Below are 14,133 nucleotides of genomic sequence, written 5' to 3'. Positions count from 1 at the left end.
ATTTTAACAAATAAGACGCTGTTTCTTAACATATAAAGGGATAATTTTGCAAGAGATGAATACTAAAATTGTATTTTTAGCGTTATTGTTTGCTTTTTCGTTCTCAAGTGCATTATTTGGGCAGGAAAGTTATAAGACTTTAGTCTTTGAAGGCAACAAAAAATTTAATGCTAATGATTATGATGGCGCTTCTTCAAAGTATATGGAAGCTATAAAATCAAACTCTGGTGATTTTACAGCACACTATAATTTGGGAAATGCTCTGTACAAAAGAAAAATGTATCAGGAAGCGAAAGAAGAGTATGCAAAAGCAGAAAAACTTTCTCAGACTTTACCCGATAAAGCGGCAACGCTTCACAATTTGGGAAACACAATGATGCAGATGAATCAGCCGGATAAAGCAGCTGATTATTACAAACAATCTCTGAAGCAAGATCCTTATAATGAGGCTACCAGAAAAAACTATGAGATTGCTAAGCTGAAGCAGAAAGAAAAAGAGAGAAACGACAGCAAGAAGGACAAAAGCTCCGGTAAAAACGGAGGCGGAGAAGATAAAAACAAAGGAGAGAAAGGAGATTCTAAAAATCAACAAAAGGATCAGGGTGAGGGTCCTCAACAAAATAAAGGTGAGGAAAACAAACCCCAAGGAAAAGGCGGCGAAGGAAAACTTCCCAAAGAATTAGAAAAAGCCATCCTTGATAGTATCAACGGCAGAGAGAAAAAAACTGCCAAAAGAATTTTAGACGAAAAATCTTATTCAAAGCCGCAAAGCAACGAGAAAGATTGGTGATGAAACAAAAAATTATTTACGCAATATTTACCCTCATATCTGTAATTTCTTACGGACAGGTACAGCTGTCTATGAAATCTGACAAAACGGATTACAACGGTAAAGAAGTCGTAAATCTTACGATTGTTTTAGAACTAAACGGAAATAATCTGGAACAGAAAAGTAAAATCATGCTTCCGGATTTGTCAAAGTTTAATATGATCGGTAGCGGATCATTCAATCAAATCGTTAACGACTCCGATACAAACACGGCAATCGATCAATATATCACAAGAATTGCGCTTGAGCCCAAACAAAAAGGGAAAGTAAGAATTGGTTCTGTCTTGGTAAACGTCAATAATAAAATCTATAAAACTGAACCTTTCGATATTTTCATAAAAGATATTGAGAAAAAACCAATCGCAAATCTTGCCAACGATGTTTATCTCAATATGGAAATTGAAGACCGCGAAGTGTATCAGGATCAGCCTACAATTGCTGTTTTGCGTGTTTATTCCAAAAATATCGACAACCTTAGAAGAGTAAAAAATATAAGGCTTCCACAGCAGGAAAACCTTAATGTACATGCAGTAAGTTTAAAAAGATCAGAGATAGATCCTTCCGGTTACGCCAATATGGCATCACAGGTTTTGGCTGTTTTTATGGTGTTTCCAAACGAGTCGGGTTACGTAGAAGTTCCTTCGGTTTCTGCTTCGGTAAATACTTTTTCTACCAAAAGCAAAATAGCTTCCAATAAAGTAAGGCTGAATGTAAAAAAACTTCCTGAAGGCTCACCTCAATCTTTTAAAAATGCAGTAGGTAATTTTAAAGTGGATATTTATTGCCCGACAAAAGAAAAAATTGAGGCTAAAAAACCTGTTAATGTAACGGTGAAAGTATCTGGTGAAGGTAATCTTGCTGACATGAATCTTCCTAAAATTGAAGAATCTCCCGATTATGAGATTTTTGCACCCAAAATTACTTCACGCTTAAATCCCGGTCTTACAGGAATGAAAGGGGAAATTTTGGCTAAATATATCTTGATTCCCAAAAAAGCAGGTGAACTGATCGTTAAAACAGAAGCTTTTGCTTTCTTCAATCCGGCGGAAAAAGAATATGTAAATCTTGGACAGGAAAAACTTGGTTTAACGGCCTTTTCGCATGATCAGGTTTTAGAAGCAAGATCTACTGTAGAAAAAGTAAATGAATATACCAATACTTTTCTGGAAACCGTTGACAGCCCAGTGTTGAAAACCACTTCTTTTAAAGTAAAAGAGAAAAGTAAATTCAACTGGAATGTGCTCTTCGTGAATATTGCTATATTAATTGGCTTATTCATCGCCTATATCTTGTTTAAATATTGGCAAAAAAAACAAACTATAATTAAAGAAAAGCCAACTCCGAAACCTTTGGGTTCTGTTGCTGAAACAGAAAAAGAAATCAGAGAAAGTTTAAAAACAGATATCAGTGATTATTTTGCATATCTTGAAAATCTGAAAATTTCAGGTGACTATCCTAAGTTTTTTGAAACATTTGATGAAATGGATGCGGAAGTGAGAAATCAGTATTTCCAAAGTTCTAAAGAGGATTTTAAAGTATTCCTTGAAAGACAAAATGGAAGTTCTGTTGCTGAGAGTTATCAGGAATTATTGCAAAAAGTGCAGATTGAGAAGTATTCTCCTATCACCTCAGAAGATTCTATAAACGATCTGTTAAAAGATATTGTTAAATTATATTCTCTTATTAGTAAATAATCATTTTTTATTTATATTTTTGCGAAATTAATAATCGTAAGAAATGGAGGTTTTCAACAGTTTCTCTTTTAAAGAAGTAATTACCAGTTTCATGGTACTTTTCGCGGTCATCGACATCATCGGTTCGGTTCCGATTGTGGTAAGCTTGCAACAGAAATTCGGACAAATTGAAGCCGGAAGAGCGTCAATTACAGCCGGATTGATTATGATTGTTTTTCTTTTTGTAGGAAACAAGATCTTAAAATTCATCGGTGTAGATGTCAATTCATTTGCTATTGCAGGTGCTTTTGTTATTTTTATCATTGCACTTGAAATGATTTTAGGGATTGAAATCAACAAAACGACCGAAGCAAAATCAGCCTCGATTGTTCCGATTGCATTTCCTTTGGTTGCAGGTGCCGGAACTTTAACGACTACTTTATCTTTAAGAGCAGAGTTTCATGATATTAACATTATTTGTGGGATCATTCTCAATACAATTTTCGTATATTTGGTGCTGAAATCTGCGAAGTGGATCGAGAAGAAAATGGGAGAGGCGTCTTTGGCAATTCTTCAGAAAGTTTTCGGAATTATTCTACTGGCAATTTCAATTAAATTATTTACCGCAAATTTTGCGCAGCTGGTGCAGAATTATATAAATTTTTAGATCATGCAGAAGTTTTATAAAGTGTTTTTAATCGTATTTATCGTAATTATCGCTATCAATACGTATGCAATAGACTGGAATTCAGATATTACATCTGATGATAATGTTAAATTCTTAATTTCAATCGCTTGTGGATTGTTGGGTGTTGGTTTACTTTTCATCCTTAATACTTGGAGCAAAATAGGAGCGAAGAAGTAATGCTTTGCACATAAATATATAAACCTCTTTCGTTTTGAAAGAGGTTTTTTATTGGTCTAAAAAATGATGAATAATTATTAAATTACAACCAAATTTTTAAGTACAGCTTCAGATTTTAGTTCAGTTTCCTGCCATTCTTTTTCAGGATTGCTTTGAGCGGTAATCCCTCCACCTACAAAGAGATGAACTGAGTTTTTATATAACCTTGCACAACGTAAATTCACAAAATATTGTATGTAATCTTCCGTTTCAATCTTAATATATCCTGCATACAATTCACGAGGAAATTTCTCAACCTTTTCGATAACTTCTCTGCAAAAATCCTTTGGAATTCCACAAACTGCTGGCGTCGGATGAAGCTCCTGAATAATAGAATCTAAATCTTCAGGATTGATTTTTATTTTAAAATCAGTTTTTAAATGTTTGATATTTCCAGAAATATGATCGTACGTTTCAGACTCCTGAACTTCGCTCAGAGTGGCATATTTCGTTAAAGTATTTCTAATGTAAGATGAAACAGGCTTCTGTTCCTCAATCTCTTTTTCAGTCCATTCTTCAGACACAGGAATTGTTCCTGCAATACTCATGGTTTCAAACTCATGAGTCGATTTATTGAATTTTCCTAAAACTTCGGAAAAAGCACCCATCCATGAAGTTTCGCCATCGAAAAACAGATATTTGAATGCATTAGGATAATTTCTGCAAAGGTTGTTGAAACTTTCTTTCAGATCTATTTCAGCAAAATCAGTGAAAATTTTTCTTCTGGAAAGCACCAATTTCGGGAGGTTGTTTTCTTTGATAATTTCAATTACTTCTTCCAGTTTTTGCAAATATTCTTTTTGAGTTTCTGCAATAAACTGAGTTTCATCTTCGGGTAAAATTTGCGAAATCATTTCTAAATCTTCAAATTCCAATAGATTTTTTTTGATAACTTTTCCGGCAATATCAATTTTTTCAATGTTATTAAAAGAATGGAAATTGATTGAATTTATGTTAGAATTTTCGTCCGTAGAGTAAAGTTGTTCGTCAAAAGGAAATTTGAAATAGATCATAATTTTGAATCTTTCAGAAAACCATTATTTAGAAATAAAATAAGAAATTCCTAAACTGATTTTTCTTTCAGCAAAGGTATTACTAGTCTTAAAAATGTCAAAATCAAATGATGAGTTTTTTAACGAAAGATTTTTAATTTTAAAATGTTGATATTCTACATCGATCAAAAATCGGTTAAACAATCGGTATTGTAAGCCTAAAGAAAATCCGAAATTGACTTGATTGTTTTTAAAATCATCCAATTTGTCTAGAACATTATTTTCAGGAACTAAAAACTGCATTTTGTAATTATTTTTATTCGATAAGAAGCCAACAAACGGACGGAGATTTTTCCATTCGTAAAGTGCTTTTAATTGCAAAATATATTCAAAATGTTTGTTGTTAAACCTTTGAAAAAGTAGAGGTTGGTTGTCTTTGGAAAAGTAAAATCCGTCGAGGTAAGTTTCTTCTTTATTGGCATCCAAATCAAACGTAGAATTCCAAGAATAGATATTTGCAGAAAGCATTAATGAAAAATTCGGATCGATAATTCTTTTAGAAATCCATATTCCTAAGTTTTGTCCAAACTGTTGATTTTTATCAGAGATATTTTCTGCCCAACTTGCTTTTTTTACACCAATTCCTGCATGAATTCCGTATTTAAATTTATTGACTGAAATTTTATTTAATTGTTCTTCAATTTCTTCTTTATTTGTGTTTTGTGGAATGCTTTTTATTTCTTTTGCCTGAATTTCAAGAGAAGACAGCATCAGTTTTGCAGGTTTTAATTTTATTGCTTTTTCCAGATAAATAGTATCGTACACAATCACTTTTTCATACACGTAAATGGTATCTGTTTTTTTGCGTTGAGCGAAAGTAGAATTAATGAAAATAACAGAAAAAAGTAAAATTATTTTTCTTAAAAGCATGGTTGGTTTAGTTTTATCTTTCTATAAAAATAGTATCTCTTTGAATTATTTTTTTTACAACAATCACTTTGTGAGAAACAGTTTCAGCAGAATCTTTTTTTGTTATAGGCTTTGAAGATACTATGTTTTTTGTTTTAATAGAATGATTTTCTGATTTTAAATCTTTATTGTTTTCTGAAACTAAGTTTTGAACCGTTTTTACATTTTCTAAACCTTTATTTGAAGATAATTCTTTTGAAATATTTGCATTGTTTTGATTAGTTGTTACAACATTTTCAACGGGTTTAAAATTAGTAATATTTGAATTAAATGTTTTGCTTAAAGAATTTTTAGGACTAAAAAATAAAATTGAACCAACGATAATAATGAAGAAAGTAGTTCCGATAATAGCTTTCTCTTTCCAAAAATTTTGGGTTGAAGAAAACGAAATAGTATTTGAATTAATATCAGAAGGAATTTCAAAATTTTTCGATGGTGAAATGGTGAAATCTAAAAACTTAGTTTGAAAATTCTGAGCCCATACCAATCCGCTAAAACCCAAAAAAACTAAAAGCTGAGCCGTTTTATTTTTCGGAGTTTCATTGTTGACAAAATGTGTAATTAAATAGCTTTGAATCGATTTTTTAGCTCTCATCAAATGAGATTTTGATGTATTAACCGGAATTTCCAGCAGACTTGAAATTTCTGCATGAGAATAGTTTTCGATATAATATAAATTGAAAACTGATTTGTGGTGAGAAGGCAGACTATCGATAGATTTCAACAGTTCTTCTCTTGTAAAATCGTATGATAGAATGTGTGTTTTTTCGTCGGTTGCAGATGTTGTCATTTCGGTCAATGTATTATCTGGGATTTCTGATGGTTCGGTGGTAATAAAGGTCTCTTTACTGGTTTTTCGGATGAACTGTAATGCGTTATTGATAACAATTTTTTTCAGCCAACCAAAAATTGCCTTCTCGTCTTTTAACTGATGATTTTTCTGAATCGCTGTCATAAAACTGTCCTGCACAATATCTTCCGCATTCTGAAGATCGGTGATATATCTGCGACAAATCCCCAAAAGTTTTGGGGAATGTTCGAGATAGATTTTTTGCCAGTTGAGTTTTGTCTTTGACATTTTTTAGTTCTGTACTACAAAAATTGAATTGAAAGTTCCCAAAGCATAATAACCACTTCCTGCATTACTTATACTCGTTATATTTTGCGATTCCACACCATTAATGAATACTTTGCCATTGTAAGTCATATTTGGATTGTTAGGATCAGGGGTAAGATTATTATTATATTTTATCATATAGATATTGTTATCTAAAACAAACATGTCTTGAATATAGGGTAAAGTAGAGAAGTTAGGAATAGTTTGTAAATTGTTTTTAAAGTAAAACCCACCCGATGAACTTTGTATTGTATATAAATCATTAGTGGCATTGTGAGAAATAATTTTACCTAATACATGAACAGGATGTGTGTAATCACCAATTAAAGTTTCGGTGTTTGTGCTGATATTTTTAGAATAATATTTTAAGTTATTTTGAAATAATAAATGAATTCCGTTGCTGTTTTTTGCGAAATTATAAACATAACTTGATGGTATTGATGTGAATACTGTATTCTTAAAATATCCATATTCTAAACTTTGATTATTGTCAACTTTTGTTGTAGAAATATATACATCTGAACCATCTATCAGGATGCTTTCTGCTGAAGAGTAATATTGGCTTTTATAAAGTATTGTTTTTACACCATTTTTCCAAAAACACATTTCAAATTTATCGAAGGCACTTGTTGTTGTCGGATTTTCTACATAACCGGCAAAATAGATATCTCCGTTATTTACGGTAAAAGATTTAATATAATATTGAACGTTATTTGGAATGTTAAGATATTGTTTAACGGTAGTTCTCACATTGTTTTTCCAAAAATATTCTATCCCATTATTTGCTGTATTTGGCAGAGTAACTCCCGTAACATACACATCATTATTTTCAACTTTAATATTAGTTGTGCTTATACCATCACCATTACTTAGATCAGTTTTAATAGTGTTTTTCCAAAAACAGGCTTTATTATTTTCTTTACCGGCAATGTATACATCGTATGAAGTGTTTTTTTTCTCAAGCCCTTCATCAATATCATTTTCCCGACAAGAGAATACAAACGTCAGCAATAAAATAAATGGTAAAATTAAATTTCTCATGGTTATTCTTTTCTTACTAAGATGTGAAAATGTAAAAAGGTTGCAGTAGATTTTAATTAAATATCACAGGTTTTAAAATTTTAGGTATTTTCACGATGTGATAAGGTTGGGTGACAACTGTTGTTACGTTTCCCTGAAGTAATTTTTCAACATCAATCTCAATATTTTGCGGATTTTCATCAACGGTCATAATATCAACGGAATGTCCACCATTTGGATAAACTGCATCAATAACAACAATTACCATAAACTGATTAAAATCGATATTTGTTTCTGTAAAACCTGCCGAAGGATGATTGTTTTGACCGTCTATTTGACTTAGAAAGTTATTCCATTGTGTTGCGTTTGTAATCACTGTATTTTGTTGGGCAGCGTAATTTCCCGTCAAATTTCCTTTTCCAATCAACTGAAAATTAATTTGGTTTTTATTCTCCAATGGTTCATCATCATGATTATTACGACAGGAAATCGTAACAAAAAAGATGGAACATAGTAAAAGGAGTAAATGTTTTTTCATGATATATAAATTTAAGGGTTTCTTTATATAAGATAAAAAAAAATAAAAAGGTTGCAGGAGGCTTTAATTAAATATTAAAGATTTAGCGGTTTTAGGAATTTTCACAATATGATAAGGCTGAGTGATAAAAGATGTGACGTTTCCCTTTAACGATTTTTCTACATTGATAGTAATATACTTAGGGTATTCTTCCATTTTCGTAATCTCGATTGAGTGTCCACCGCTTGGATAAGTTTCATCTACTACAATGATAACTATAAATTCGTTAAAATCAATATAAGTTGTGATAAAACTAGCAGAAGTTTGATAAGTTGTGCTGTCTATTTGATTAAGAAAATTATTCCATTGTATAGAGTTTGTAATAATGTTGTTTTGAGGATTAACGTAATTTCCTATCAAATTTCCTTTTCCAATCAATTGAAAGTTAATTTGATTTTTATTCTCAATGTTTTCATCATTATTACGACATGAAGTTAGAATGAATAATACGGAATATAACAGAATAATTAAATGTTTTTTCATACTGTGTAAATTTATGTTTTTCAATTACATAATAAATGAAAATCTAAAAATTTTGTTGTAACATAATAAAAAAGACTCAAAAATTTGAGCCTTTAAATTTTATTTAAAATAAATTTCTTATTGGTTGATAATATTGTTCGTCATCGTTGTATGATTGATCAACTGACCTTTTTCGTCACGAATTTCAATCTCGGAAACGTGCATCGTTTTTCCTTTTCTGATAAATTTTGCTACGGCAGTCACAATACCATCTTTTTTACTTCTTAAATGATTGGAATTAATGTTGGTTCCTACACCAAAATATTTGCTTCCGTCGATGAAAATATTAGAAAGACTAGAGCCCATTGTTTCTGCTAAAACACAGCTTGCTCCACCATGCATAATTCCGAAAGGTTGATGGATGTTTGGTGTAACAGGCATTGTTGCAGTCAGCGTTTCGTTTTCAATATCAATATCGATAAAATGAATACCAATCGTTTTCGCAAAAGTTTCTTCACCCCAGTTATTGATGAATTCTAATATTTCTTCTTTCGTTTTATCTTTTGTGTACATATTTTTATGTGTAATAAGTAATTTTTTAAAGTAAAAAGTAAAAAGTAAAAAGTAAAAAGTAAAAAGTAAAAAGTAAAAAGTAATTTTGCTCCTAACTCCTAACTCCTAACTCCTAACTCCTAACTCCTAACTCCTAACTCCTAACTCCTAACTCCTAACTCCTAACTCCTTCAGCGTCATTTCCCATAATATTCGGATTCCAGTTTGCCGGAATTTTTGGACCGATATCATTTTTAATATAATAATCCTGAATTTCCTTCATTACTTCAGCAAAACTTGCCGTTTCCAATCTCTCGTAAGGAATTTGATATCCTAAATAAACAATATTTCTTTTAAAATCACCCGCTGCCAAAACAATAGGAACTTTTGCTGCTAAAGCCATGTGGTAAAAGCCTTTTCTCCATTTCGGAACCCAGCTTCTTGTTCCTTCCGGCGTAATCACTAAGCTGAAATCATCTTTTTTAAACTCATTAGCCACAAAATTAATAAGATCGTTTTTCTGACTTCTGTCGATACCGATTCCACCTAAACCTCTTACTACTGAACCGTACCAGGCTTTAGTATGAGCGTCTTTAATGATAATTTTAAGTTTTTTTCCTAATTTCCAGTAGGCTAAGTTTCCCAATAGATATTCCATATTATGGGTGTGTGGTGCAACAACAAGAATGCAACGGTCCAGATTGCTGACATCGCCCTGCAGAACGACTTTCCAACCCAGAATTTTTAGCATTAGACTACCTATTAGCTTTTTCATGTAATTTTATATTTAAAACAAAAAAGTATAACCAAACTTTGGTTATACTTTACAAATATATTGAAATATTGTCGCTCTTAAAATAAACTGCTGATTAAATCTGCGATTTTTACTGCAATTTCTAAAACTACTTGTACCATGGCTTAAATTTTTTTCGTGTTTGTTTTTATAGAATCTGGATATACAAATATAAAGCTTTTTTTGAGATAAAACACTTTCTATTGAAATTTTTTGTAAATTTTTGAGAGAAGAAGAGTGTGAATTTCAAACGGTTGTCTTTCATCCACACCTTCCAACACTCTCAGAGGTTACTTATTTAGTTTTAATAGAAATTTCTTTATCGCCGTCTTTTATTTTGATATTTTTTATCTCGGTTTCTTGTTGCTTGATGATGTTTTTGATAGAGTCTATCTTTTTCTTGGCATCTCTTTCGGCAACTTTTACTCCGTTAATGATTACACTGTCTTTATCATCCGAATTGTACTCGATGGTAGAACCGTTGATTGAAATTTTGTTTTTTTCAATGCTGATATTTCCTTCTTCATTGTCGTCAGATTCTTCGTTATCATTAATACCGTTATTATCCAGGTCTCCTTTGAAATCTATCCCGTGATCTTTTACAGGAATTACAATCATGTTTTGAGGAATTACCAGTTCATAATCAATGTGATAATCTCTGAATCTGTGGTCGTACGGGTATTTAATAAAATTCGGAAGTAATACTTTATTACCGGAAATTTCTACAGGAACATTTACATTCAATGGTATATTATATCCTTTTGCCTCTTTTTTGATGATCAGGTAAGGTGTTTTTACATTTTCCTTTCTTGTCACTTCTACATAAATGTAATCTTTGTTGTACACCGATTTTTTATCTGAATAGATGTCGTCATCATATCCCGTAAAGTTCTGAGGAATAGAAATTTGTTTTACATCTACATAAAGACTGTCTGATGTTGTATTGATTGCAATTTCTTCAGTATCTTCTTTATGACCTTTAAAAAGCATTTCTCTTTTTGCCATACTCACTCCGAAGAATGTTCCTAAGCCTATTACTGCTAAAAATAATACTCCTAAAACCCAGCCGATATTTCTCAACTTAGTTTTTGGTGAGAAGATTTTAATGCTCAACAGGCTGAAAAGTATAGCCGGTATCAAAGATCCAATGATAATTAATGCTGCCAAAACATTGTAAAGGCCATCGTCATCAAAAAGGAATTTCATTTCATTTGCTCCTGGAAAATTAGAATCAATTCCAAATAAACCGAATACTACAAATACACCGATGATGCTGCTTATTGCCATGAAGGCGAAAAATGCACCGATTATATATTTGAAAACATTCCAGATTCCGTTTCCTGCATTGTTGATGTACGGTTTGTTTTCGATGAAAATTTCACCAGCTCTTGTACTTGTTTCGTTGGCAAACTGTACAATTTTACTTGATTCTTCTTTTAGATTATCAAAATTTAAAGGCTTTCCCTTCATTTTTAGAAAATCTGAAGCAGATTCAGCTTTTGGTAAAACAGCCCAAAGAATAAAATACAGAATAATTACAAGAAAAGATGATCCCGGTGCAACCCATAAGAATAAAAATGCACCCACCCAGATCAATCTCATCCAAGAAATTTCCATTCCGGAATATGCTGCTAAACCAGCACAAACCCCTGCGATTTTATGATTTTCAGGATCACGGAACAATTGTCTTTTATCTGTGTAGGTTGTTCCTGTAGAATTGTTTTTATTTGAGTTTGTATTTTTTTCAGAATAATAAGCTTCTTCCTGCTCTTCGATCTTTTCTGGAGTACCAATCTGTGCAATTACCCTTTCTACATCACCGTCGTTGATTACTTCACGTTTTCCTAAAGAATCTCTGAATATTTCAACCATTCTTATTTCTATATCGTGAATTACCTCATCAGCTTCAGAAATATCCAAAGCGCTTCTAAGAGCATTCAGATAATCGCTAAGCTTTATGTATGCGTGTTCTTCTATGGTAAAAGAAAAACCTGCGAGTCCTATTGAGAGTGTCTTGTTCATAGCTTTTGTTTTTAAAGTTTTTGGGTAATTTGGTTTACAGAATCTGTTAATTCTTTCCAGGTTATTTGAAGTTCAGATAAAAACGTTTTGCCTTTTTCTGTAATTTGGTAATATTTTCTGGGAGGTCCTCCTGTAGATTCTTCCCATCTGTAAGAGAGAAACTCTCCATTTTTCAATCGGGTTAAAAGAGGATAGAGGGTTCCTTCCACGACATCCAGTTTTCCTTTTTTCAGCTCGTCTATCAAATCAGAAACGTACATTTCGCGATTATTGATAAGGCTCAAAATACAGAATTCCAGAATCCCTTTTCGCATTTGCGCTTTGGTATTTTCGGTATTCATCTTTAATAGGTTTTTGTTATTGAGTTATATAATTTTCAGATTTCGGTTCCTAGCTAGATGAACCTATTCCGATTTTACATTACAAAGATATGTAATTAAAATGGTAATATGCAATACAAAGTAGTGGAATTATTTTTAGAATTAATCTAAAGTATTGGTAGTCAATTGAATAATTTTAATTAACAATTTTGAATTATTATTAAATAGTAGAAATAAACTGATTTTTTGAGCTTAAATTTTTATATTTGTTATAGATTTTTCAGCTTTTCATTTGAAAAATTATAAAAACTATTACCATGAGTTACAATAAATTTCTAATGGCATCTGTTCTTTTAGGAGGACTTTGTAGTGCGCAAAATATTTTTGAGTTGAGAGATGTTTCCAAAAGCTTTAATGTCATCGTTACTATTGAAACCTGTAATGAGAATAAATGCAACGGGAAGGCTACCGTAGATCTTTATGATAAAGGTATTTCCAGGAAATATCAGACTTTATTTTCGGACGATTTTTATTTAGATTTAAATGAAAGCCGCAAACCTGTTTTTGATTCATTGAAAAATTCAGTTGTTTTTGATGATTTCAATTTTGACGCAACTGAAGATGTTGCCATTAGAAACGGAAACAGTAATCACGAAAGTCCTTTTTATGAAGTATATTTGAATAATACTTCTACGCAGCGGTTTGTTTTGAGTGATGAGTTGACGAATTTGGTGCATTCAAATTCCGGAATATTTAAAACAGATCAAGAACATAAAAGAATTGTAGCCTATCAAAAAAACGGATGTTGCTGGAATCTTACATCAGAATATCTCTTCGTTCCCGAAAGGGGGATATTGAAGGTATTAGAATTTGAAGAAGATACAAGAGATCCTGAAAAAGTAAAAACCGTAAAAAGAGAATTTATAGATTACAAGTGGTTTGCAAAAACGACAATCTATCCCAGAGAACGATATTTTAAAGAAGAAATAAATGAAAATACAGAAAGAAATTGATTTTATTCTCGCAGTAGATGCACTGAAAAATGTGCAGAGAAGAAATTATAATGCAGATGATTCCAGAAGAGAAAACACAGCAGAACATTCGTGGCAGATTATTATTCTGGCTCAAATTCTTTTTCCGTACGCCAAAAACAGAGCCGATATCGATTTGTTGAGAGTCATCAGAATGCTTTCCATTCATGATTTGGTTGAAATTGAAGCAGGCGATACTTTTCTTTTTGATGAAGCGGCAATGGTTGGCAAATTTGAACGAGAAAAACTATCCGCTCAAAATATTTTTGGAATTTTGGACGAACCAATTCGCTCAGAATTCTTCAACCTGTGGCTTGAATTTGAAGAAGAACAAACTCCCGATGCTATTTTTGCATGCGCAATCGACAGAATTATGCCTTTCATTCTCAATTCTCATACTTCAGGAAAAAGCTGGACGGAAGCTAAAGTAACAGAGTTGCAAATCAGAAAAATGCTTGAAAATGCAATCAGCAAAGCTTCTGATGAAATGGGAGAGGCTTTTCATTATCTCATGAATCTTAATCTAGAATCTGAAAAAGTAATAAAGTAACAAAACATATTATTAAAATTAAAAGAACTTTTGAATTTTGGTCTGCAGATTGTTTTTTAATTTACAAAAAATGTCATGCAAACAAAAGATTATAATAGGGAAGAATTACAATACCATCAAAGTGAAAACAATTATACGCTTATCGTTCCTAAGAAATTTCTCAGTGCTAAAGATATTATAGTTAAGAAAAAAAATTCTGACGGAAGCTTTTCTAATGCTGATGTAGAAGTAAGAGATGAAGACAATCATATATTGATTATCACGACTATTCCTATAGACATCCGTTTGGAAATTTTAGAGGAATAAATTGGTTGTTTTTACA

17 protein-coding genes are annotated in these 14,133 nt (G+C 31.8%); 7 read left to right on the top strand and 10 right to left on the bottom strand.

The genetic code is table 11. From position 1 onward, the window contains the following. Window positions 1–55: 55 nt before the first annotated feature. Genes OH814_RS10975 through OH814_RS10960 form a run of 4 tightly spaced genes read left to right on the top strand, consistent with a single transcriptional unit; the run spans window position 56 to window position 3,367 of the window. The gene (locus OH814_RS10975) at window positions 56–790 is read left to right on the top strand and encodes a tetratricopeptide repeat protein (protein ID WP_076561853.1); all 735 of its coding nucleotides are present in this window, start codon (window positions 56–58) and stop codon (window positions 788–790) included. Continuing rightward, complete coding sequence (locus OH814_RS10970; protein WP_308828180.1) at window positions 790–2,523, top strand: BatD family protein; 1,734 nt, start codon at window positions 790–792, stop codon at window positions 2,521–2,523. The genes OH814_RS10975 and OH814_RS10970 overlap by 1 nt, the downstream gene beginning before the upstream one ends. Window positions 2,524–2,566: 43 nt before the next feature. Beyond that, window positions 2,567–3,169 (top strand): MarC family protein, encoded by a 603-nt coding sequence (locus OH814_RS10965; RefSeq protein ID WP_074229825.1) that lies wholly within the window; start codon window positions 2,567–2,569, stop codon window positions 3,167–3,169. 3 nt (window positions 3,170–3,172) lie between these two features. Further along, complete coding sequence (locus OH814_RS10960; protein ID WP_308828179.1) at window positions 3,173–3,367, top strand: hypothetical protein; 195 nt, start codon at window positions 3,173–3,175, stop codon at window positions 3,365–3,367. Between the two features lie 77 nt (window positions 3,368–3,444). Here the strand turns inward: OH814_RS10960 and OH814_RS10955 are convergent, their stop codons facing one another. The 10 genes from OH814_RS10955 to OH814_RS10910 all read right to left on the bottom strand — a co-directional run bounded on the left by OH814_RS10955 (window position 3,445) and on the right by OH814_RS10910 (window position 12,251). Continuing rightward, window positions 3,445–4,419, bottom strand: coding sequence for a chorismate-binding protein (locus OH814_RS10955; protein WP_308828178.1), 975 nt, complete (start codon window positions 4,417–4,419; stop codon window positions 3,445–3,447). A 24-nt stretch (window positions 4,420–4,443) separates the two neighbouring features. Continuing rightward, window positions 4,444–5,328, bottom strand: coding sequence for an outer membrane beta-barrel protein (locus tag OH814_RS10950; protein WP_308828177.1), 885 nt, complete (start codon window positions 5,326–5,328; stop codon window positions 4,444–4,446). A gap of 13 nt (window positions 5,329–5,341) precedes the next feature. After that, entirely contained in the window at window positions 5,342–6,445 is a 1,104-nt protein-coding gene (locus tag OH814_RS10945) for a sigma-70 family RNA polymerase sigma factor (protein WP_308828176.1), read from the bottom strand. Between the two features lie 3 nt (window positions 6,446–6,448). Then, window positions 6,449–7,525, bottom strand: coding sequence for a hypothetical protein (locus OH814_RS10940; RefSeq protein ID WP_201135133.1), 1,077 nt, complete (start codon window positions 7,523–7,525; stop codon window positions 6,449–6,451). A gap of 52 nt (window positions 7,526–7,577) precedes the next feature. After that, entirely contained in the window at window positions 7,578–8,042 is a 465-nt protein-coding gene (locus OH814_RS10935) for a protease complex subunit PrcB family protein (RefSeq protein WP_308828175.1), read from the bottom strand. Between the two features lie 63 nt (window positions 8,043–8,105). Beyond that, complete coding sequence (locus OH814_RS10930) at window positions 8,106–8,564, bottom strand: protease complex subunit PrcB family protein (RefSeq protein WP_308828174.1); 459 nt, start codon at window positions 8,562–8,564, stop codon at window positions 8,106–8,108. 117 nt (window positions 8,565–8,681) lie between these two features. Beyond that, window positions 8,682–9,116 (bottom strand): PaaI family thioesterase, encoded by a 435-nt coding sequence (locus tag OH814_RS10925; RefSeq protein WP_308828173.1) that lies wholly within the window; start codon window positions 9,114–9,116, stop codon window positions 8,682–8,684. Between the two features lie 154 nt (window positions 9,117–9,270). After that, entirely contained in the window at window positions 9,271–9,870 is a 600-nt protein-coding gene (locus OH814_RS10920; protein ID WP_308828172.1) for a 1-acyl-sn-glycerol-3-phosphate acyltransferase, read from the bottom strand. Window positions 9,871–10,182: 312 nt separating this feature from the next. Beyond that, a complete protein-coding gene (locus OH814_RS10915) occupies window positions 10,183–11,910 on the bottom strand; it encodes a PspC domain-containing protein (protein ID WP_308828171.1) in 1,728 nt (575 codons plus the stop codon). An 11-nt stretch (window positions 11,911–11,921) separates the two neighbouring features. Then, on the bottom strand, window positions 11,922–12,251 hold the full coding sequence (locus OH814_RS10910) for a PadR family transcriptional regulator (RefSeq protein WP_066681456.1): 330 nt from the start codon (window positions 12,249–12,251) through the stop codon (window positions 11,922–11,924). Window positions 12,252–12,547: 296 nt separating this feature from the next. On the opposite strand from OH814_RS10910, the gene OH814_RS10905 reads away from it, so the two are divergent. The 3 genes from OH814_RS10905 to OH814_RS10895 all read left to right on the top strand — a co-directional run bounded on the left by OH814_RS10905 (window position 12,548) and on the right by OH814_RS10895 (window position 14,117). Then, window positions 12,548–13,243, top strand: coding sequence for a hypothetical protein (locus tag OH814_RS10905; RefSeq protein WP_308828170.1), 696 nt, complete (start codon window positions 12,548–12,550; stop codon window positions 13,241–13,243). After that, the gene (locus OH814_RS10900; protein WP_308828169.1) at window positions 13,221–13,811 is read left to right on the top strand and encodes an HD domain-containing protein; all 591 of its coding nucleotides are present in this window, start codon (window positions 13,221–13,223) and stop codon (window positions 13,809–13,811) included. The genes OH814_RS10905 and OH814_RS10900 overlap by 23 nt, the downstream gene beginning before the upstream one ends. Window positions 13,812–13,886: 75 nt before the next feature. Next, window positions 13,887–14,117, top strand: a complete 231-nt coding sequence (locus OH814_RS10895) for a hypothetical protein (RefSeq protein ID WP_115620014.1) — start codon at window positions 13,887–13,889, stop codon at window positions 14,115–14,117. Window positions 14,118–14,133 lie beyond the last annotated feature (16 nt).

Source organism: Chryseobacterium sp. CFS15 (assembly GCF_031118795.1).
GTDB lineage: Bacteria > Bacteroidota > Bacteroidia > Flavobacteriales > Weeksellaceae > Chryseobacterium > Chryseobacterium indoltheticum.
Note: the sequence above shows the minus strand (reverse complement) of the source record. Positions and strands in the feature narration are given on the sequence as shown.

What these genes read in the sequence shown, in the direction of transcription:
- OH814_RS10975 (WP_076561853.1), top strand. Translation starts at nt 56, where the DNA reads ATGAATACTAAAATTGTATTTTTAGCGTTATTGTTTGCTTTTTCGTTC.
- OH814_RS10970 (WP_308828180.1), top strand. Translation starts at nt 790, where the DNA reads ATGAAACAAAAAATTATTTACGCAATATTTACCCTCATATCTGTAATT.
- OH814_RS10965 (WP_074229825.1), top strand. Translation starts at nt 2,567, where the DNA reads ATGGAGGTTTTCAACAGTTTCTCTTTTAAAGAAGTAATTACCAGTTTC.
- OH814_RS10960 (WP_308828179.1), top strand. Translation starts at nt 3,173, where the DNA reads ATGCAGAAGTTTTATAAAGTGTTTTTAATCGTATTTATCGTAATTATC.
- OH814_RS10955 (WP_308828178.1), bottom strand. Translation starts at nt 4,419, where the DNA reads ATGATCTATTTCAAATTTCCTTTTGACGAACAACTTTACTCTACGGAC.
- OH814_RS10950 (WP_308828177.1), bottom strand. Translation starts at nt 5,328, where the DNA reads ATGCTTTTAAGAAAAATAATTTTACTTTTTTCTGTTATTTTCATTAAT.
- OH814_RS10945 (WP_308828176.1), bottom strand. Translation starts at nt 6,445, where the DNA reads ATGTCAAAGACAAAACTCAACTGGCAAAAAATCTATCTCGAACATTCC.
- OH814_RS10940 (WP_201135133.1), bottom strand. Translation starts at nt 7,525, where the DNA reads ATGAGAAATTTAATTTTACCATTTATTTTATTGCTGACGTTTGTATTC.
- OH814_RS10935 (WP_308828175.1), bottom strand. Translation starts at nt 8,042, where the DNA reads ATGAAAAAACATTTACTCCTTTTACTATGTTCCATCTTTTTTGTTACG.
- OH814_RS10930 (WP_308828174.1), bottom strand. Translation starts at nt 8,564, where the DNA reads ATGAAAAAACATTTAATTATTCTGTTATATTCCGTATTATTCATTCTA.
- OH814_RS10925 (WP_308828173.1), bottom strand. Translation starts at nt 9,116, where the DNA reads ATGTACACAAAAGATAAAACGAAAGAAGAAATATTAGAATTCATCAAT.
- OH814_RS10920 (WP_308828172.1), bottom strand. Translation starts at nt 9,870, where the DNA reads ATGAAAAAGCTAATAGGTAGTCTAATGCTAAAAATTCTGGGTTGGAAA.
- OH814_RS10915 (WP_308828171.1), bottom strand. Translation starts at nt 11,910, where the DNA reads ATGAACAAGACACTCTCAATAGGACTCGCAGGTTTTTCTTTTACCATA.
- OH814_RS10910 (WP_066681456.1), bottom strand. Translation starts at nt 12,251, where the DNA reads ATGAATACCGAAAATACCAAAGCGCAAATGCGAAAAGGGATTCTGGAA.
- OH814_RS10905 (WP_308828170.1), top strand. Translation starts at nt 12,548, where the DNA reads ATGAGTTACAATAAATTTCTAATGGCATCTGTTCTTTTAGGAGGACTT.
- OH814_RS10900 (WP_308828169.1), top strand. Translation starts at nt 13,221, where the DNA reads ATGAAAATACAGAAAGAAATTGATTTTATTCTCGCAGTAGATGCACTG.
- OH814_RS10895 (WP_115620014.1), top strand. Translation starts at nt 13,887, where the DNA reads ATGCAAACAAAAGATTATAATAGGGAAGAATTACAATACCATCAAAGT.